The organism is Arthrobacter sp. 01L42 (assembly GCF_056400005.1).
Genome location: NZ_JBFTSL010000003.1, coordinates 22,889 through 40,232, shown reverse-complemented (window position 1 = coordinate 40,232; position 17,344 = coordinate 22,889). Strand labels below are relative to the sequence as shown.

Annotated in this window: 19 protein-coding genes; 14 read left to right on the top strand and 5 right to left on the bottom strand. The window is 66.9% G+C overall.

The window, feature by feature from the left end:
- Positions 1-31 precede the first annotated feature (31 nt).
- The 8 genes from AC1DN2_RS03275 to AC1DN2_RS03240 all read left to right on the top strand — a co-directional run bounded on the left by AC1DN2_RS03275 (position 32) and on the right by AC1DN2_RS03240 (position 7,391).
- Positions 32-370, top strand: a complete 339-nt coding sequence (locus tag AC1DN2_RS03275; RefSeq protein ID WP_476849201.1) for a YciI family protein — start codon at positions 32-34, stop codon at positions 368-370.
- 481 nt (positions 371-851) lie between these two features.
- Positions 852-1,907 (top strand): ABC transporter substrate-binding protein, encoded by a 1,056-nt coding sequence (locus AC1DN2_RS03270; RefSeq protein WP_476849200.1) that lies wholly within the window; start codon positions 852-854, stop codon positions 1,905-1,907.
- Positions 1,904-2,842, top strand: a complete 939-nt coding sequence (locus AC1DN2_RS03265; protein WP_476849199.1) for an ABC transporter ATP-binding protein — start codon at positions 1,904-1,906, stop codon at positions 2,840-2,842. The genes AC1DN2_RS03270 and AC1DN2_RS03265 overlap by 4 nt, the downstream gene beginning before the upstream one ends.
- A complete protein-coding gene (locus AC1DN2_RS03260) occupies positions 2,842-3,762 on the top strand; it encodes an ABC transporter permease (RefSeq protein ID WP_476849198.1) in 921 nt (306 codons plus the stop codon). The genes AC1DN2_RS03265 and AC1DN2_RS03260 overlap by 1 nt, the downstream gene beginning before the upstream one ends.
- 28 nt (positions 3,763-3,790) lie before the next feature.
- A complete protein-coding gene (locus AC1DN2_RS03255) occupies positions 3,791-4,738 on the top strand; it encodes a TauD/TfdA dioxygenase family protein (protein WP_476849197.1) in 948 nt (315 codons plus the stop codon).
- Positions 4,735-6,153, top strand: coding sequence for an LLM class flavin-dependent oxidoreductase (locus AC1DN2_RS03250; RefSeq protein WP_476849196.1), 1,419 nt, complete (start codon positions 4,735-4,737; stop codon positions 6,151-6,153). The genes AC1DN2_RS03255 and AC1DN2_RS03250 overlap by 4 nt, the downstream gene beginning before the upstream one ends.
- 88 nt (positions 6,154-6,241) lie before the next feature.
- Positions 6,242-6,544, top strand: coding sequence for a DUF4193 domain-containing protein (locus AC1DN2_RS03245; RefSeq protein WP_476849195.1), 303 nt, complete (start codon positions 6,242-6,244; stop codon positions 6,542-6,544).
- 94 nt (positions 6,545-6,638) lie between these two features.
- Positions 6,639-7,391: a lytic transglycosylase domain-containing protein gene (locus tag AC1DN2_RS03240; protein WP_476849194.1), complete on the top strand. Its 753-nt coding sequence runs from the start codon at positions 6,639-6,641 to the stop codon at positions 7,389-7,391.
- A gap of 86 nt (positions 7,392-7,477) precedes the next feature.
- Here the strand turns inward: AC1DN2_RS03240 and AC1DN2_RS03235 are convergent, their stop codons facing one another.
- Positions 7,478-8,065 (bottom strand): hypothetical protein, encoded by a 588-nt coding sequence (locus AC1DN2_RS03235; protein WP_476849193.1) that lies wholly within the window; start codon positions 8,063-8,065, stop codon positions 7,478-7,480.
- A 322-nt stretch (positions 8,066-8,387) separates the two neighbouring features.
- On the opposite strand from AC1DN2_RS03235, the gene AC1DN2_RS03230 reads away from it, so the two are divergent.
- Entirely contained in the window at positions 8,388-8,966 is a 579-nt protein-coding gene (locus AC1DN2_RS03230) for a histidine phosphatase family protein (protein WP_230009858.1), read from the top strand.
- A 9-nt stretch (positions 8,967-8,975) separates the two neighbouring features.
- Here AC1DN2_RS03230 and AC1DN2_RS03225 read toward each other — a convergent pair whose 3' ends face one another.
- Positions 8,976-9,875 carry a C2 family cysteine protease gene (locus tag AC1DN2_RS03225; protein ID WP_476849192.1) on the bottom strand — a complete coding sequence of 300 codons (900 nt, stop codon included), beginning with the start codon at positions 9,873-9,875 and terminating at the stop codon, positions 8,976-8,978.
- Positions 9,876-10,141: 266 nt separating this feature from the next.
- On the opposite strand from AC1DN2_RS03225, the gene AC1DN2_RS03220 reads away from it, so the two are divergent.
- The 5 genes from AC1DN2_RS03220 to AC1DN2_RS03200 all read left to right on the top strand — a co-directional run bounded on the left by AC1DN2_RS03220 (position 10,142) and on the right by AC1DN2_RS03200 (position 14,208).
- On the top strand, positions 10,142-10,864 hold the full coding sequence (locus AC1DN2_RS03220) for a DNA alkylation repair protein (RefSeq protein ID WP_476849191.1): 723 nt from the start codon (positions 10,142-10,144) through the stop codon (positions 10,862-10,864).
- Between the two features lie 122 nt (positions 10,865-10,986).
- Positions 10,987-11,475, top strand: a complete 489-nt coding sequence (locus AC1DN2_RS03215; RefSeq protein WP_476849190.1) for a histidine kinase — start codon at positions 10,987-10,989, stop codon at positions 11,473-11,475.
- Between the two features lie 77 nt (positions 11,476-11,552).
- A complete protein-coding gene (locus tag AC1DN2_RS03210) occupies positions 11,553-12,398 on the top strand; it encodes a DUF4097 family beta strand repeat-containing protein (protein WP_476849189.1) in 846 nt (281 codons plus the stop codon).
- A gap of 32 nt (positions 12,399-12,430) precedes the next feature.
- The gene (locus AC1DN2_RS03205; protein WP_476849188.1) at positions 12,431-13,375 is read left to right on the top strand and encodes an ATP-binding cassette domain-containing protein; all 945 of its coding nucleotides are present in this window, start codon (positions 12,431-12,433) and stop codon (positions 13,373-13,375) included.
- The gene (locus AC1DN2_RS03200; RefSeq protein WP_476849187.1) at positions 13,372-14,208 is read left to right on the top strand and encodes an ABC transporter permease; all 837 of its coding nucleotides are present in this window, start codon (positions 13,372-13,374) and stop codon (positions 14,206-14,208) included. Before AC1DN2_RS03205 ends, AC1DN2_RS03200 begins: the two co-directional genes overlap by 4 nt.
- A 205-nt stretch (positions 14,209-14,413) precedes the next feature.
- Here the strand turns inward: AC1DN2_RS03200 and AC1DN2_RS03195 are convergent, their stop codons facing one another.
- The 3 genes from AC1DN2_RS03195 to AC1DN2_RS03185 all read right to left on the bottom strand — a co-directional run bounded on the left by AC1DN2_RS03195 (position 14,414) and on the right by AC1DN2_RS03185 (position 17,209).
- A complete protein-coding gene (locus AC1DN2_RS03195; protein ID WP_476849337.1) occupies positions 14,414-15,436 on the bottom strand; it encodes an LLM class flavin-dependent oxidoreductase in 1,023 nt (340 codons plus the stop codon).
- Between the two features lie 102 nt (positions 15,437-15,538).
- Complete coding sequence (locus AC1DN2_RS03190) at positions 15,539-15,859, bottom strand: hypothetical protein (RefSeq protein WP_476849186.1); 321 nt, start codon at positions 15,857-15,859, stop codon at positions 15,539-15,541.
- 411 nt (positions 15,860-16,270) lie between these two features.
- Complete coding sequence (locus AC1DN2_RS03185; protein WP_476849185.1) at positions 16,271-17,209, bottom strand: NmrA family NAD(P)-binding protein; 939 nt, start codon at positions 17,207-17,209, stop codon at positions 16,271-16,273.
- Positions 17,210-17,344: the final 135 nt, after the last annotated feature.

Below are 17,344 nucleotides of genomic sequence, written 5' to 3'. Positions count from 1 at the left end.
CCGTCAAGACCGCCAGGAAAGCAGGAGTAACATGACCAAGTTCGTCTTCCTCTATCACGCCCCGATGACCCCCGCCGAGGCCGCGCCGCCCGCGCCGGATGACATGGCAGCCGCCATGGAACAGTGGAACAACTGGGCCGCCAAGGTCGGCAACGGCCTGATCGACTTCGGAACGCCGCTGGCCAACGGTGTCCGCGTTTCCGCGGGTGGAGCCACTGCGCCAAGCCAGCGTGAAGTCGCCGGATACAGCATCATCGAGGCCGACAGCCTTGAGGCGGCCGTGGAACTGGCCAAGGTGCACCCGCACCTGAACATGCCCGGCGGCTGCGAAATCGAGGTTCACGAGGCGCAGCAGATCCCCGGAATGTAAGCAGCGGCTCGGCCCGATGCTCAAGGCGTGTTCGCCGCTGCTTAAGAGCAGCGGCGGACACGCCTTTATTCGTCCTGTTGTGCGCCTGGTCGTGCTGGGCCCTGACCGCCGGTACCGCGCCGGCGCGCAACATTCGGCCACATCTCCAGCAATCTTTCGTCCCATGCACGACAGTGGCGCGGCGCCGGCCCCTTCACGCGCCGTCGCCGGGCGTCACCAAGACTTCACAGTGCCGGGCCGGTGTGGCACGGGTGTGTCCCAGGATGGGCGCAAATGACCGCGTGAGTCTTGCCCTGTTACGGACTGCTTCGCGCTGCGTCCGATCGGGTACCGGGGGTGCGTCCATGGCTGTTTCCGTCGCCGGATTACGCGCGGTTTCCTCGGGTTTCGAGGCACCTGCGGAACGGATTCGACTCTGCTCTGATGGTGGGCACGGTCCGGTAGCCCCGGTCCGCACCATCGAATCCAGAAAGAATCCGCTATGAAAAACCGACACTTACCCGCAGGACTTTTCTCCACCTTGGGCGTTGCTGCCGCCGTGGCGGTCTCGCTGGTGGTCTCCGGTTGCGGCGGCCCTGCGAGCGCCCAGTCCCCGGCCGGAAATACCCCCGGGGCACCCGAAGTGACCGAACTCCGCTACGAGGGCTCGGCCAACAACGTGAGCCTGCCGGAGCTGGCCGAGGACCTCGGCTACCTCGGCGACGTCAAGCTGAACTGGGTGGGCAACACCATCAGCGGGCCGGCGAGCATCCAATCAGCCGCGACAGGAGCCACCGACTTCGGCGGCGCCTTCTCCGGCGCCGTGGTCAAGCTCATCGAAGCCGGCGCGCCGGTCACTGCGGTGATCAACTATTACGGCGAGGACGAGAAGACGTTCAACGGCTTTTACGTCACCCAGGACAGTCCGATCCGGACGCCGCGGGATCTGATCGGCAAGAAAATCGCCGTCAACACCCTGGGCGCCCATGCGGACGCCGTGATCAACAGCTACCTGAAGAAGAACGGACTGTCGCAGGAGGAAATCAGGCAGGTCCAGCTCGTCGTCGTTCCGCCCAATGACACCGAGGAGGCCATCCGCCGCGGCCAGGTCGACGTCGGGGCGCTCGGCGGAGTGCTGCAGGACAACGCTGTCGCCACGGGCGGCCTGCGGTCCCTGTTCAGCGACTTCGAACTCTTTGGAACCTTCGCCGGCGGCCAGTACGTCCTGCGCAAGGACTTCATCGAGAAAAATCCGGAAACCACGAAGATCTTCACGACCGGTGTCGCCAAGGCCATCGAATGGGAGCGCACCACCCCCCGCAACGAGGTGATCGCGCGGTTTACGAGCATCATCAACAAGCGTCAGCGCTCCGAAAGCACCGCGGCGTTGAAGTACTGGAAGAGCGTCGGAGTCCCGTCCAAGGGGGCCATCAGCGACCAGGACTTCACCCGCTGGTCAGCATGGCTGAACGACACCGGCATCGTCAGCGGCGGGATCACCCCGTCCAAGTACTACACCAACGATTTCAACGGACTGCTGAACGGGGCGGCGTCATGACCCGCGGTACCGGACCGACGCCGAAAATCAGCCTCCGCAACGTCGGGAAACAGTTCACCGTCCGGCCCAGCAAGGACCAGCCCGAGGGCTCCACCCTGACGGCGCTGGAGGGCATCACCCTGGACGTCGCCGCGGGCGAGTTCATTACTCTGGTCGGTCCGAGCGGCTCCGGCAAAACCACCCTCCTGGACCTCCTCGCCGGGCTCACCCGGCCGGACGCCGGCCAGGTGCTCGTGGACGGCAAGGAGGTGACCGGGCCCGGCCGCGACCGTGCCGTCGTCTTCCAGCAGTACGCCCTTTTCCCATGGCGCACCGCGGCCGCCAACGTCGCCTTCGGCCTCGAAGGAACCGGCAGCGACGGGCGCCGCCCGAGCCGGAGGGAACGTGCCGACAAGGCCCGCCACTACCTTGAGCTCGTCGGCCTGTCCGGTTTCGAGGACCGGTATCCCCATGAGCTTTCCGGCGGCATGAAGCAGCGGGTTGCCATCGCCCGGAGCCTCGCGTACGAGCCGGACGTCCTGCTCATGGATGAACCGTTTGCGGCGCTGGATGCCCAGACCAGGGAACAGCTCCAGGAGGAACTCCTGCGCATCTGGCGCTCCACGGGCAAGACCATCATCTTCATCACCCACGGCATCGACGAGGCCGTGTACCTGGGCCAGCGGGTCGCCGTGCTCAGCTCCCGCCCCGGCCGGCTCAAGCAGATTGTCGACATTGACCTGGGGGAGCGGAGCGGTGACCGGGACATCCGCTCCGATGCCGTCTTCGTCGAACACCGCCACGAAGTCTGGTCGCTGCTGCACGACGAGGTCCGGAAGGCCCAGGAAGCCGGGCACGCCAAGATCCTGCCCGACGGGTCCGCGCCCGACGAGGCACCCCAGCTCAGCAAGATCGAGCTCAGCAAGGGACAGCTCAGCAAGGGAAGGGCCGCCTGATGACCGCACCAACACTGACCAAAGAGACCACCGCGCCTGCCGCTCCTACCACCCCTGCCGCCCCCGCGGCAGCCGCAACCGGGCGGCCCCCACAGCCCGCCGCCGCAACCCGACGCCTTCCCGCCCTGGTCCGGTCCGGCGCCCGCAGGGCCGGGCGCGGGATCTGGGCCTCGGGCGCGATCGTGCTGTTCCTCCTGCTCTGGGAACTGGGGCCCACCTATCTCGCCTCGGCCTCGACCAGGGTATTCCTTCCGCCGCTGCACGAGGTCCTGCGGGCACTGGGATCACTCATCGCCAAGGGCCAACTGCAGAACCATCTGGCAGCCAGCCTGACCCGCTCCGCCAGCGGCTTCGGCATCGCCGTCGTGGCCGCCGTCGCCCTTGGCCTGCTGGTCGCCTGGTACCGGTCCCTTGACCGGTTCCTCAACCCACTGCTGGAGGTCTTCCGGAACACCGCGGCACTGGCGCTGCTCCCGGTCTTCACCCTCCTGCTGGGGATCGGGGAGACCTCCAAGATCAGCATCGTCGCTTACGCCGCGTTCTTCCCCGTGCTGCTGAACACCATCGCCGGCGTCAGGACCGTCGACCCGCTGCTCGTCCGGGCCGCCCGCTCGCTGGGACTCTCCAACTTCCGGCTGTTCCAGAAGGTCATCCTTCCCTCGGCGGTGCCCACCATTTTCACCGGCATCCGGATGGCCGGAACGTCCTCGATCCTGGTGCTCATCGCCGCGGAAATGGTCGGCGCCAAGGCCGGACTCGGGTACCTGATCGTCAACGCACAGTCCAGTTTCCTGATCCCGGACATGTACGCCGGGATCCTCACCGTCTCGCTGCTCGGCCTGCTGGTCAACTACCTGCTGGTCGCCGTCGAACGGCACTTCTCCCGGTGGCGGACCGCCGTCGGATCCCAGTCCAACTAACCCCCACAGACCAAAGGACACAACCACCATGTCGACAACCACCGAAACCCGGCTCGAATTCCGGCAACTCAGCGCCCGCATCGGCGCCGAGATCCGGGGCCTGGACCTCAGCAATGACCTCAGCGACGCCACCATCGCCCAGATCCGTGCGGCCCTGAACACCCACAAGGCCCTGGTCTTCCGTGACGCCAACGTCCACGACGACGAAGCCCAGGTCCGCTTCGCCGCCCGCTTCGGCCCGCTCACCCAGGCACACCCAACCGTGGCCTCCGTCGAGGGCAAACCTGCCGTCCTGCCGGTGGACAGCGAAAACGGCAGCGCGAACAACTGGCACACCGACGTCACCTTCGTCGTGAACCCGCCGCAGGCCTCCACCCTGCGCAGCATCACGCTGCCGGCCTACGGCGGCGAGACCCTGATCGCCTCCGCGGCGGGTGCATACCAGGACCTGCCGGAGGAACTGCGGAACTTCGCCGACACCCTGTGGGCCATCCACACCAATGATTACGACTACTCCGTACCGAAAAACCTCGAGCACGCCAACGCCGGTGAGCGGCGGAAGGAATTCACCCGGATCCACTTCGAGACCGCCCACCCCGTGGTCCGGGTCCACCCAATGACCGGCGAGCGCGGCCTCTTCATCGGCGGCTTCGCCCAAAGGCTGCGCATCGTGGGACTGTCCAACACCGAATCCAAGGACATCCTGCGGCTGCTCCAGGCCTACGTCACCCGTCCCGAGAACGTGGTCCGCGTCAACTGGGAACCGGACCAGCTGGTGCTGTTCGACAACCGCATCACCCAGCACTACGCCCCGGACAACTATGACGGCCAGCCCCGGCAGCTGAACCGGGTCACGGTGGCCGGCGAGGTACCCCACGGCGTCGACGGACGCAGCAGCACGTCCATCCAGGGCGACTCCTCCGTCTATTCCGACACGCTCGAACTGCGCGCCGACGTTCCCGGAGTTCAGCTGTGAGCGGGGCACGGCAGCTGCACCTGAACGCGTTCCTGATGAGCACCGGTCACCACGAGGCCTCGTGGCGGCTGCCGGAAAGTGACAGTTTCGCCGGGACGGACGTCGCGCATTTCCAGCAGCTGGCCCGAACGGCGGAACGCGGCACGTTCGATTCGATCTTCTTCGCGGACTCACCGGTGCTGCACGGCGACGTCGGCCAGCGGCCCTACGGCACACTCGAGCCGACCGTCCTGCTCGCCGCCATCGCCGCCGTCACCGACCGCATCGGGCTGATCGCCACGGCGTCCACAACCTACAACGACCCCTACAACCTGGCCCGCCGGTTCGCTTCCGTGGACCACATCAGCGGCGGCAGGACCGGGTGGAACGTGGTCACCACCGCCGGAGACGCCGCCGCGAGGAACTTCTCCCTGCGGGACCAGCCGGCCCACGCGTTGCGGTACGAGCGGGCCGCGGAATTCCTCGACGTGGCCCGCAAACTCTGGGACAGCTGGGAGGACGACGCCGCTCTCGGCGACAAGGAAGCCGGGACCTGGGGAGACAACACCCGGGTCCACCCGGTCAACCACTCCGGCACGTACTTCAGCGTCCAGGGGCCGCTGGACGTGCCACGCTCCGCCCAGGGCCACCCGGTGATTGTCCAGGCCGGCTCCTCAGAGGACGGCAAGGACTTCGCCGCACGCTACGCCGAAGCGGTGTTCACGGCGCAGCAGACGCTGCCGGACGCTCAACGCTTCTATGCCGACCTGAAGCGGCGAACCGCCGCCGCCGGCCGTGACCCGGGAACGATCAAGGTGCTCCCGGGCATCGTTCCCGTCATCGGCTCCACCGAGGCCGAGGCGCGGCGGCTGGAGCAAGAACTCGACGAGCTTATCCACCCGGAGCACGCCAGAAGGCAGCTTGCCGGGGTGCTGCGGGTCCCCGCAGCATCCCTGGCCCTGGACGCCGAGCTGCCGGACGACCTGCCCTCCGAGGACGAGATCGAAGGGGCCAAGAGCAGGTACACGCTGATCGTGGACCTCGCGCGGCGGGAACGGCTGACCGTGCGCCAGCTCATCGGCAGGCTCGGCGGCGGCCGCGGCCACCGCACCTTCTCTGGCACCCCTGGGCAGGTGGCCGACGCGATCCAGGAATGGTTTGAGGCCGGGGCGGCGGACGGCTTCAACATCATGCCGCCCGTGCTTCCGTCCGGCCTGGACGCCTTCGTGGACCACGTCATCCCGATCCTGCGGGACCGCGGACTCTTCCGGAGCGCATACAGTGGACGGACGCTCCGCGAACACTACGGGCTGCCCCGGCCGGCCAACACCTTCGTCTCGGCTGCCCGCAGCAGTCCGGCTGGCCCGGGCCCGGCGGGTTCCCAGGACCCCACGCCGGTGCCGGTCGACGAGGTCCCGGGACTCCGTTCGGCCTGAAGGACTTGGTTCACATGAGGCAGCGACGCGCGCAATGGTGTACGTTGGCTTCCCGTCAGAACTAAACACAGGAATGAGAGTCACCCCCGTGGCAACCGATTACGACGAAGTCCGATCCGACGTCAAGGAGTCGCAGGATAATTCCCTGCAGGCGCTGCAATCAGCCAACGCCCCGGATGCCCGCAGCGTTGTCCGTGAACTGGATGAAGCCGACGCTTTTGACGATGCGATCAGCCCGGGCGGGGAAATTGTCGCCGAGGAACTCATCGTGCAGGTCATCCCGCAGGCGCAGGACGAATTCACCTGCTACTCCTGCTTCCTGGTCCGGCACCGGTCCCAGGTTGCACGCGAAAAGAACGGCCACGCTTACTGCGTCGAGTGTGTTGGCTAGGGCCATGGCCTCCCGCGTGTCCGGCGCCGGCGCGGTTTTCCGTGCCGCGCCGGACAGGCGGGTCAGCACCGTCCCCGGCCGGCCCGCTTAGTCTATGCTCCGTCTGAAACGCCTTGCCGTGCTCGGCCTGTTCGTATTTTGCGTCATCACCGGGTTCTTGTTTTGGGTCTTCCGGTTCTCCGGGGCGGAGACCCGCGTGGCCCTGCCCGCGCCGCCGCGGGCAGAGGCGAAACTCGAATCGCTGTCCGCCGGCATCACCTCCGCCGTGAACATCACCCGGAGCGCGGACGCCGAGTGGCTCACCCATGCCGCCGCGCAGACCGGCATCCCCGCCCGGGCGCTCCAGGCCTACGTGGCGGCGGCCACTGCGGCCAACACATCGGCCCCCACCTGCGGGATCGGCTGGAATACGGTGGCAGCGGTGGGCTTCGTCGAATCCGGCCACGGAACGTACGGCGGCGGCAGCCTGACCGCCACCGGTCAGGTGAGCGGGCCAATTGTCGGTCCGAGCCTGAACGGTGACGGTTTCGCCGCGATCCCTGATTCGGACGCCGGCGCCCTGGACGGTGACGCCCGGTGGGACCACGCCGTCGGACCCATGCAGTTCATTCCCTCCACGTGGCAGCTCGCAGGCCGGGACGGGAACGGGGACGGAACAGCCGACCCGTTTAACATCGATGACGCCGCGCTAAGTGCCGCCTCATACCTGTGCGCACACGGTGGTGACCTGACCACCGCCGCGGGCTGGGCCGACGCGATCTACTCCTACAACCAGTCTGATCCGTACGTGGACCATGTACGCGACCGGGCCACTGCCTACGCCGCACAGTCGGGCACTCCCGGATAGCGCAACCGTGCAGCTCGACTTAGTCTCCGGACACCTTGCCGACTCCCATAGTGATTGGCAGCGGCTGGCCGCGCTCCGGCCGGGCCCTAAGCCCATGCCCTGGCAACCAGGTCTCCTGCAGGACCGAGAATGAAGTCCACATTGAGGGATGCGCTGGGCCCCTCACCCATAGAGATCTTCTCGTCGAAAGACCCAAAGGTTGCCGGCAAGAAGTACCCCACGTTGTCCCAGTAATACTGGAAGACATACAGGAGGGGATCTTCGATCGTGTCCAGGTCCTCCCCAAGGCGGTACACAACAATGGCCTTCTTGCGGACCTCTTGGGAATTCGAGCACCAGGGCAGAATCAGCCCTCCCGCATTAGCCATATTTCCGGGCGGAACCTGATCCGTGTCCCTTGGAATGATCCCCGAGGGATCGCCCGGGCCAAAGAGGGGATTCCACTCAAGGTCCTCGTAGAACAGGTTCACGCCCACATCGTCTGGCTGTCCCGGCAGACGGGTTCGGTTGGTGAGCCTTTCTAAGCCTGAATTCCACAGTAGTGGTCCTCTGCGGTCCTGGGCACCGTACGAAACCTTCTTCCGCGACCCGGAAATGGACGCCCCCGCCGCGTCTTTGGCGGCCCTGGCCGCAGTTACCGTCTTGGGGCCTTGGGCCGGTTGCTCGAGATCCATCCTTACTTCTCCTGTCCAAGAGGTGACCGGAGCGCTCCCGTTGGTGACCGCAAGCGGCTCCGCCGGGGAGGGGCTCAAGGGATGCAATATGCTCCGCCGTGCAGCGGTTGTTGCGGCATGAGGGCTCCGTCCGGACGGTTATCGGCCATCTGAGGAATGACTCTCGTGTGAACTTTGCGTCCGGTGCTTGCCATGCGTCAAGGGACTATGCGAAGTGGCGGTGTATTGTGATCGCGATTTGCCGATGAAAAGGATGCTCGCGGCGGCTCCCAGACCGGCGCCTCTGGCATCGCCAGCCTGCCGTCAGGGCAGAATGGAAGGCATGACATCTACGACGTTCGCCCTCATCCGCCATGGCCAGACGGACTGGAATGCACAGCGCCGGCTGCAGGGATCCACCGACATTCCTCTGAACGACGTCGGCCGCGGTCAGGCTCGCGACGCCGTCGCCGTCCTGTCCGGCTATGAATGGGACGCGATCGTGTCGTCACCGCTGAGCCGTGCCGCGGAAACCGCCGATCTCATCGCCGCCGGGCTCGGCCTCAGCGTGGCCCGGCGCGTGCCGGAGCTCGCCGAGCGCAGCTTCGGACCCGCGGAGGGCCTTCAGGACGGTCCTGAACTGGACGCACTGCGCATCCCCGACGGGTTCCGCGGCGCAGAAAGCGAGGACGAGGCCGCCGGCCGAGGGTTGGCCGCGCTTGAGGCGCTGGCCGAGGAGTTCCGTGGCCGCCGCGTCCTGGCCGTCGCCCATGGCACGCTCCTGCGCGTGAGTCTCAGCCGCGCCGTCGGCCGCACCCTGGACAGCATCGACAACGCCGTGCTCAACCTGGCCCACCACCATGCCGTCGACGGCTGGCAGCTCGAATACTTCAACGGCGAGCGGGCCATGGCTGCCGTTTAGGGCTGCCGCTCAAGGATATGTTGGTATCGCGATGTACTGGTTGATGTTCGTTGACTGGAAGGTCGCAAAAGCCAGCGTGGTGTGGCCGCCCTCCGGGTCACCTACCACAACCGTTTGGTCGAAGGGATTCAGACCCAGCAATGCGTAGGAATGGTCGGAGACCAGCTCGCCGTCGGAGTTGGACGTCCCAAAGGTCACGAGGCCTTTCGTGAAATCCTGCTGCATCTGCTCAAAGCTCACTCCCGTCATGGGGCCGCCGGGGTTGCGGTCGACGCCCACTTCGCCGGTGATGGCATAGAGAGCATTGTGTACATCATGATCCTGGGCGTTGCTGAGGTCGGTGCCATCGATGCCGTTGTAGCTGTTGCCGTTCGCGGCCGCCCACCCTTTCTCGATAATCGCGGCCCATGACACGTTTTTGCCATCGATATTTTCGATGCCGTTTTCGAAGGGCTTGCCGCGGCGGTACGGAAGATCACCGTTGACCGTGACCGTCACCGGATTGGACACCCCGTCGTACTTGCTGTGGAAGGAAATGGTGTACGTGCCGTTGCCGTTGTCATGGACCATGTTCAAGACGGTCGCAGGGGCCCGGGACGCCACGGTCATCAACGCTGCGAGGAAATAGCAATCGCCGGCGTCACCCTGCTTGATATTCGTCAAGTCTCCGGAGAGATCCGGGTTTCCGGAATCATCAAGCGCAAACAGAACCTGATTCGGGACCTTCTGGAAAGCCGCACGTCCCGATACCGAAGGATTACTCACCGGGGCCCCGGACGCTCCCGGAGGCGTCGTGACCGGTGACCGGGTAGTGACGATCCACGCAATTCCAAGAATTACCATCACCGCCACCACTGAGAAAATGACGGCGGCGCGAATTTTTGCCGGCCTGGATCCTGCACGTTCCATGTTCCGAGCCCTCCCGTCCTGCGGGGTTCCAGCCCCGCAACGGCACCGCCGCGGCAACCTTCCGGGGGCTGCCGCCGTCGGGTCTCTCCCGGTTGATCAATTCATCAGCTGATCAACAGCTTGCCGCAGGCAACCAGTCTGGGGCAAGGGGCAGCGGGCGATTCACAGGTGAGCACCGGACGCTCACCGGCGTGCGCGGCAACGGTGCAGTCGTCTGTTTTCGTCGCCAAGCCGCTTATTGCCGCGGGCGGCCGAACCGCCGACGTATGCTGAATCGCACAAGCAACGGACAGGAGGCCGAGGTGGCCCAGACGACGGAAACCGGAACGACGGCGGCCGAGGTGATGGCCGAGCTGGCTGACCTCGAGGACCCGAGGATCCGGGACGTGAACGCCAAGCACGGTGACGACCACGGGGTGAACCTCGGCAAGCTGCGGGCGTTGGCCAAGCGGCTCAAGACGCAGCAGGAGCTGTCCCGTGAGCTGTGGGGGACCGGTGATACCGCGGCGCGGCTCCTGGCGCTCCTGATCTGCCGTCCGAAGGCTTTCGACCGTGATGAGTTGGACGCCATGTTGCGCCAGGCGCACACTCCCAAGGTGCAGGACTGGCTCGTCAACTATGTGGTGAAGAAGAACCCGCATGCCGAGGAACTGCGCGTGGCCTGGTTTGCCGATCCGGACCCGCTGGTGGCAAGTGCCGGCTGGGCGCTGACCACCGACCGCGTTGCGAAGAAGCCGGAGGGCCTCGACCTGCCAGGACTGCTCGACATCATCGAGGCGCAGATGAAGGACGCCCCGGACCGCTTGCAGTGGGCGATGAACCACTGCCTGGCCCAGATCGGGATTGAGCACCCCGCACACCGCGCCCGCGCAATCGGCATCGGCGAGCGCCTCGAGGTGCTCAAGGATTACCCGACGCCGCCGAACTGCACCTCTCCGTTCGCGCCGATCTGGATCGCCGAAATGGTGAACCGACAGGACGCCAACTAGGACTCAGGGCGGGGGGGCCTTTCACCCGTACTCACCCTCATCGAGCCGCCGCACCAACCTGCGGATCACCCGTGACACCACGAAGGCTTGACGTGACACCACCGTGGTGTCACTATGGTGGCATGGAACTCGGACAATACGTCAACGACCTACAGCGGCAGCTAGTGGATGCCGCGGAGAACGGCTCGGAGGACACCCGCGCCGTGGCCGAGCGGCTCGCCGCCGGACTGGACGCCGCGACCCGGCTCGTGCTCCTCGACGTTCTCTCGGCTGCGGTCGGCGAGATCACCCGCGACCTCGCACCCGGATCAGTCGACATGCGGCTGCGCGGACGCGACGTCGAGTTCGTGGTGACCCAGCCGAACCCGGAATCTGACACCGACGAGCGGCCGGCCGCACCCCTCGACCTCGACGACGCGAGCACCTCGCGCACGACGCTCCGCCTGCCGGATGCCCTCAAGACGCGGGTGGACGAGGCCGCGGCCGCTGACGGCCTGTCCGTCAACACCTGGCTGGTCCGCGCGGTCGCGGCCGCTCTCCAGCCCAAGCAGCGACGATCCGCGCAGCGCACGCTGCGCACCGGCGACAACTTCGCCGGCTGGGCGCGCTAAACCGCCCACCGCACCGCACCCACCAACCACGCGGACCCGCGGGGTCGATCAAACACACCCAAAAGGAAGGCGCCAGCATGCCCACCTACGACACCCCCACCCCCATCGACCTCGCCATCAAACTGCAGGTCGGCGCGATCGAAATCATCGCCACTGACCGCGACGACACGGTCGTGACCGTCGCGCCGACGAACCCCGCGAAGGCAGTCGACCGCCGGGGCGCGGAAGAGACCAGGGTCGACGTCGACGGCCAGCGGCTCATCATCACCGGCCCCCGGCCCCGCATCAGCTGGATCGGCCCAACTGAGTCGGTCGATGTGAAGGTCGAGCTGCCTGCCGGGTCGAGGCTCACCGCCGAGATCGGGGTCGGCGGCGTGCGCGCCGTCGGACGCCTCGGCGCAACCCGGATCAAGAGTTCGATGGGCCGCGTTGATCTCGACTCCACCGGAGACCTGTGGCTGCGCGCCTCGCACGGCAACGCGACCCTCGGCACCGCCGAGGGCGGGATCGAGATCACGGCCGACCACGGTCAGATCCGGATCGGCAAAGTCACCGGCGACGCGATCCTCAAGGCGTCGCACGGCACCATCCTGATCGGGGAGTCCGGCGGCGACCTTGAAGCGAAGCTCTCCTACGGCGACCTCGAGATCTCGAAGGCACTCGGCTCTGTCGCGGCGAAGACCGCCTACGGCAGCATCCAGCTCGCAGAGGTCTCGAGTGGTTCCATCCAGGTCGAGAGCGGCTTCGGCCAGGTCACCATCGGCGTGCGGCCCGGCGTTCCCGCCTGGCTCGATCTGTCCTCGAAAGAGGGGCACGTCCGCAACCAGCTGGACAGCGACCGCGCTCCGGACGCGTCCGAACAGACCGTCGCAGTGCGTGCACGCACCCAGCATGGCGACATCAGCATCCAGCGCGCTCAATGACTCCGGGCCACCAACAGAAGGGAACCAAGCACATGAACACGCCAGCAATCGAAGTCCGCGGGCTGCGGAAGTCCTACGGCGCAAAGGCAGTGCTCGACGACGTCGACCTCACCGTGGACGCGGGCACAGTCACCGCGCTGCTCGGCCCGAACGGCGCCGGCAAGACGACGACCGTGCACATCCTGTCCACCCTGGTGCGGCCCGACGGCGGCACGGCACTGGTGAACGGATGCGACGTCGTGCGCGACCCTGACGGCGTCCGCGCCGCGATCGGCCTCACCGGCCAGTTCTCCGCGGTGGACAAGCTGCTCACCGGCGAGGAGAACCTGCTGCTGATGGCCCGGCTGCGCCATCTTGGAGCGAAGCGCTCGAAGGCCCGGGTGGTCGAGCTGCTTGAGCAGTTCGACCTCGTGGAGGCCGCCCGTAAGCCGCTCGCCACCTACTCGGGTGGGATGCAGCGCCGCCTCGACCTGGCCATGACCCTCGTCTCGGCGCCCAGCGTCATCTTCCTGGACGAGCCCACCACGGGCCTGGACCCGCGCAGCCGCCACACCATGTGGGACATTGTCCGCAGCCTGGTCGCGGACGGCACCACCGTGCTGCTCACCACCCAGTACCTCGACGAGGCGGACGAACTCGCGGACCGCATTGCGGTGCTCGACGGCGGCCGGCTCGTCGCCGAGGGGACGCCGGACGAGCTCAAGCGCCTGGTGCCCGGCGGACATATCCGGCTCCGGTTCGCTGACGCCGGGCGGCTCGACGCCGCCTCCCGCCTGCTCGGCGAGTGCGCCCGCGACGACGCCGGGCTCTCGCTCACGGTGCCGAGCGACGGCGGTGTCGGCGCGCTGCGCACCGTGCTGGACCGCCTCGACACGGCCAACCTGGAGGTCGACGACCTCAGCATCCACACCCCGGACCTCGATGACGTGTTTTTCGCGCTCACCGGCCGGGTCGAGACGAAGGGAGCCGAATCATGACCACCATCGCCGCCAAGCGCCGGACGGCCCAGGGCACCCGCCAGCAAGCGCACGTCATTGCCGACTCGGTGACGATGTTGCGCCGCAACCTGCTGCACATGCTGCGCTATCCGGGCCTGTCGGTGTTCACCATCGTGGGGCCGGTAGTCCTGCTGCTGTTTTTCGTGTTCGTGTTCGGCGGCACGCTCGGGGCCGGCCTGCCCGGCGCGGATCCGGCCGGCGGGCGCGAGGCGTATGTCGCCTACGTCATGCCGGGCATCTTGCTGTTGACCATCGCCGGCAGCGCAGGCGGCATCGCGACGACCGTGTCGATGGACATGACCGAGGGCATCACCGCGCGGTTCCGGACGATGGCGATCTCGCGGGCCGCGGTGCTCGCCGGGCACGTGCTTGGCAATACCATCCAGGCGATTATCGCCGTCGTGCTTGTGCTCGGCGTCGGCCTCCTGATTGGCTTCCGCCCGACCGCCGGGTTTGTCGAATGGATCTCCGCCGCAGGTCTGATCGTGCTCATCGCGTACGCGATCAGCTGGCTCGGGGTGGCCATGGGCATGCAGGCGAAGTCGGCCGAGACCGCCAGCAACCTGCCCCTCGTGTTGACCTTCCTGCCCTTCCTCAGCAGCGGCTTTGTGCCGACCGAGTCGATGCCGGAATGGCTGCAGTGGTTCGCGCAGTACCAGCCGTTCACGCCGTTCATCGAGGCCATCCGCGGGCTGCTGCTCGGTACCCCGCTCGGCTGGAGCCCGGTGCTGGCAATCGGGTGGTGCGTCGTGATTGTGGTCGCCGGGTACGCCTGGTCGATGGCGATCTACGAGCGCAAGTCGGTGCGCTGAGCCCAGGGTGCACCCGGTTTCTGCGGGCGGTCGCGAGCGCATCGCGGCCGCCCGTCCTGTGCTTCAGCCGAGGTGGCGTTCGGCGTCAAGGCTGCCCCGCGGGTGAGTGCCGGCCGGACCGGCGTCGTCGCCGTCGCACTGGCGTTGCAAGGCTGGATCCCGCAAGTGTCGACGGCGCGGTGCCCGGGGAATCTGTCACGAGGGGTCAGCGCCAGCCGAGCTGCGGCGCCACATACTTCAGGATCGACTCGATGACGTGGGCGTTGTAGTCGACACCGAGCTGGTTCGGGACCGTGAGGAGCAGGGTGTCTGCCGCGGCGATCGCCTCGTCCTCGGCCAGCTTCGCGGCCAGCTCGTCCGGGGCACCGGCGTAGGAGCGGCCAAAGACCGCGCGCGTTTTCTCGTCGATGTTGCCCACCTGGTCGGAGCTGTGGCGGTCGCGGGCGAAGTATTGCCAGTCGCGCTCGTCCGTCAGCGCGAAGATGCTGCGGCTGACCGAGACGCGCGGCTCCCGCTCGTGCCCCGCCTCCTTCCAGGCCTGCCGGTAGAACTCGATCTGCTCGGCCTGCTGGACGTGGAAGGGCTTGCCGCTCTCATCATCCTTGAGCGTGGAGCTCTGCAGGTTCATGCCGAGCTTCGCCGCCCAGATGGCCGTGGCGTTCGAGCCGGAGCCCCACCAGATGCGCTCGCGCAGGCCCCTCGATTGCGGCTCCACGCGCAGCAGGCCCGGAGGGTTCGGGAACATCGGGCGGGGGTTCGGCGCCGCAAAGCCCTTGCCAGTGAGCACCTCGAGCAGACGCTCGGCGTGCCTGCGGCCCATGTCGGCGTCCGACTCGCCCTCGGCGGGGGCGAAGCCGAAGTAACGCCATCCGTCGACGACCTGCTCGGGTGAACCCCTGCTGATGCCCAGCTGCAGCCGGCCGCCCGCGATCAGGTCGGCCGCGCCAGCGTCTTCTGCCATGTAGAGCGGGTTCTCGTAGCGCATGTCGATCACGCCGGTGCCGATCTCGATGCGGCTTGTCCGGGCCCCGATCGCGGCGAGCAGCGGGAACGGGGAGGCGTATTGCTGCGCGAAGTGGTGGACTCGGAAGTAGGCGCCGTCCGCACCCAGCTCCTCGGCCGCGACCGCGAGGTCGATCGCCTGCAACAGCGCGTCCGACGCGGTGCGCGTGCCGGAATCCGGGTGGTCGGTCCAGTGGCCGAAGGACAGGAATCCGATGTTCTTCACACCGGAAACGAACATGGTGGCGGCGGTTCTTATTCCCACTGGATCGTGTCAGGTATTTCTGGCCCCAGCCTCGCACCCTTCCCGCGGCACGCCTGGCGCCCCTTAGGCGGGACCGGGGGATCCGCCGGCCGAGTAGGGGGTCCGGAAGAGGGTGATTCCCCATTCCGGGTTGTGCAGCACGATTCCAGTCTCCCGCTGTGCAAACTGAAACGGAGCCTGAAGGTATCGTTTCATCCGCGCCTGTTCCTGGTCCCACGGGAAGTTGCACGTGCCCAGGGAACTTTCCAGTGTCCCCACATCCGGCGTGATCGTTTCGCCGGCAATGCTGACCGTGACCGCATACGAAGCGCAGGGGATACGCACGGTCATCAACGTGCGGCCGCCAACGCTGCCGAACCGTATCGCGTAATCGCCGGAGCTCATTCCCGGATCACGGGGCACAGAAGCCGGCGTCATGGAACCGGATGTGAAGTACTGGCACTCCAGCGCTCCATTGCCTACGACTTTCTCTGCACGCTGTGGCCGGCATTCATCTAAACCGTGCCCGGGGGCAGGCGGAATCGGCGGAGCCGGGGCGAGGGTCATGCCTGGTGACAGTCCGGCGCCCGTCGATGGTGCGGCCGTGGCGGCGGGCGGTTTGGTGACGGTTTGCTCGCCTGCCGACGTGCTGAGTGGGGGAGTTGACGCGCAGGCCGCGGTTAGCGCGACGACGGCGAGGAATACTACGGACAGCAGTGTCGGCGTCGTGTGCATTCCATAACGAGCGGGTCCCCCGGGCGCGGCCATGATCCGAACCCTAGGGGTTCGGGGCTTGTCCGTGCAACAACCCCCAGGCTAGGGGACCGGGGCCGGTGAGCTCTGCTGCACGTGCTGGTCCAGGACGTCCCGGGCGGTGGTCCACGTCCGGCTCCCGTACCGGTCGTTGCTGACGTAGTTCAGGGTCGCGTCGCCGCTGAACATGCTGGCGAAGTACTGCATGCCCTGCCACGGCGGGAACGGCTTGTCAGAGGCCGGCATGAGGGCTTTGACGGCCCGGCTCATAGCAGTCAAGGAGCCGACGCTGCCCGCGTAGAGGAGCCCGAATTGCGTTCCGGTCAGGTCGGACATGGTGGCTGCCAGGGTCCTTGCCGTGACCTGGTCTCCGGCGATCTGAAGGACGCGGGGCGTCCGCTCGTCGAGGGCGGCGGCGGCGGTGTAGGAGGCAGTGTCATCCTTCGTGGTGAAGTCGAGCACCTGGTCGGCGTCGGACCAGAAGAGCACCCGACGCCGCGAGAACAGGATCATGGGGGCCTGCCCGGAGAGCATGTCGGTGAAGGCGCCATTGAGGATGGACGTGGCCCGGATTTCGGTGGCATCCAGCCGCTGTGCAAAGTCTCGGCGGAACTGCAAGTTCCGGTTGCTTCGGGGGCGGATTCCGCGGTAATCGATGGAGTAATCGGAAGGGATGAAACGCGGTACGCCCACCGCGGCCGCCGCCTCCAGCAAGCGCGATTGGGCGTCGAAAATTGCGCTGTCCACGCCGTTGATCGCGGAGACTACGCAGTCAACATCCGCGCAGGCCCTTCGGAGGGCCACCGGATCGTCGTAGCCCGCCTGGATCACTTCGACGCCTTGGGCGCGGAGCTGCGCAATGCGCTCCGTGCTGGTCCCAGGCCGTGTCAGGACCCGAACGGTGGCCCCCAGGGCGACCAAATTCTGCAGGATACGCCCGCCGAGATCGCCGGTGGCGCCGGCCAGAAGGACAGTGCCCGGAGTGGGAGTCGTCGGGATCATGGTTCGCACCTCAAGTGTCGGGCGGAAAGGGATGGTGGGCTAAAGACTACCAACGGCAGGGCAGCTGCGATTCCCGCGTGTGACTCAATGCATCCCGGGCCGGACTGATCAGCGGAACCGTTGGACGTCGGTTCG

What these genes read in the sequence shown, in the direction of transcription:
- AC1DN2_RS03275 (WP_476849201.1), top strand. Translation starts at nt 32, where the DNA reads ATGACCAAGTTCGTCTTCCTCTATCACGCCCCGATGACCCCCGCCGAG.
- AC1DN2_RS03270 (WP_476849200.1), top strand. Translation starts at nt 852, where the DNA reads ATGAAAAACCGACACTTACCCGCAGGACTTTTCTCCACCTTGGGCGTT.
- AC1DN2_RS03265 (WP_476849199.1), top strand. Translation starts at nt 1,904, where the DNA reads ATGACCCGCGGTACCGGACCGACGCCGAAAATCAGCCTCCGCAACGTC.
- AC1DN2_RS03260 (WP_476849198.1), top strand. Translation starts at nt 2,842, where the DNA reads ATGACCGCACCAACACTGACCAAAGAGACCACCGCGCCTGCCGCTCCT.
- AC1DN2_RS03255 (WP_476849197.1), top strand. Translation starts at nt 3,791, where the DNA reads ATGTCGACAACCACCGAAACCCGGCTCGAATTCCGGCAACTCAGCGCC.
- AC1DN2_RS03240 (WP_476849194.1), top strand. Translation starts at nt 6,639, where the DNA reads ATGCTCCGTCTGAAACGCCTTGCCGTGCTCGGCCTGTTCGTATTTTGC.
- AC1DN2_RS03235 (WP_476849193.1), bottom strand. Translation starts at nt 8,065, where the DNA reads ATGGATCTCGAGCAACCGGCCCAAGGCCCCAAGACGGTAACTGCGGCC.
- AC1DN2_RS03230 (WP_230009858.1), top strand. Translation starts at nt 8,388, where the DNA reads ATGACATCTACGACGTTCGCCCTCATCCGCCATGGCCAGACGGACTGG.
- AC1DN2_RS03225 (WP_476849192.1), bottom strand. Translation starts at nt 9,875, where the DNA reads ATGGAACGTGCAGGATCCAGGCCGGCAAAAATTCGCGCCGCCGTCATT.
- AC1DN2_RS03220 (WP_476849191.1), top strand. Translation starts at nt 10,142, where the DNA reads ATGCTGAATCGCACAAGCAACGGACAGGAGGCCGAGGTGGCCCAGACG.
- AC1DN2_RS03215 (WP_476849190.1), top strand. Translation starts at nt 10,987, where the DNA reads ATGGAACTCGGACAATACGTCAACGACCTACAGCGGCAGCTAGTGGAT.
- AC1DN2_RS03210 (WP_476849189.1), top strand. Translation starts at nt 11,553, where the DNA reads ATGCCCACCTACGACACCCCCACCCCCATCGACCTCGCCATCAAACTG.
- AC1DN2_RS03205 (WP_476849188.1), top strand. Translation starts at nt 12,431, where the DNA reads ATGAACACGCCAGCAATCGAAGTCCGCGGGCTGCGGAAGTCCTACGGC.
- AC1DN2_RS03200 (WP_476849187.1), top strand. Translation starts at nt 13,372, where the DNA reads ATGACCACCATCGCCGCCAAGCGCCGGACGGCCCAGGGCACCCGCCAG.
- AC1DN2_RS03190 (WP_476849186.1), bottom strand. Translation starts at nt 15,859, where the DNA reads ATGAGCTCCGGCGATTACGCGATACGGTTCGGCAGCGTTGGCGGCCGC.
- AC1DN2_RS03185 (WP_476849185.1), bottom strand. Translation starts at nt 17,209, where the DNA reads ATGATCCCGACGACTCCCACTCCGGGCACTGTCCTTCTGGCCGGCGCC.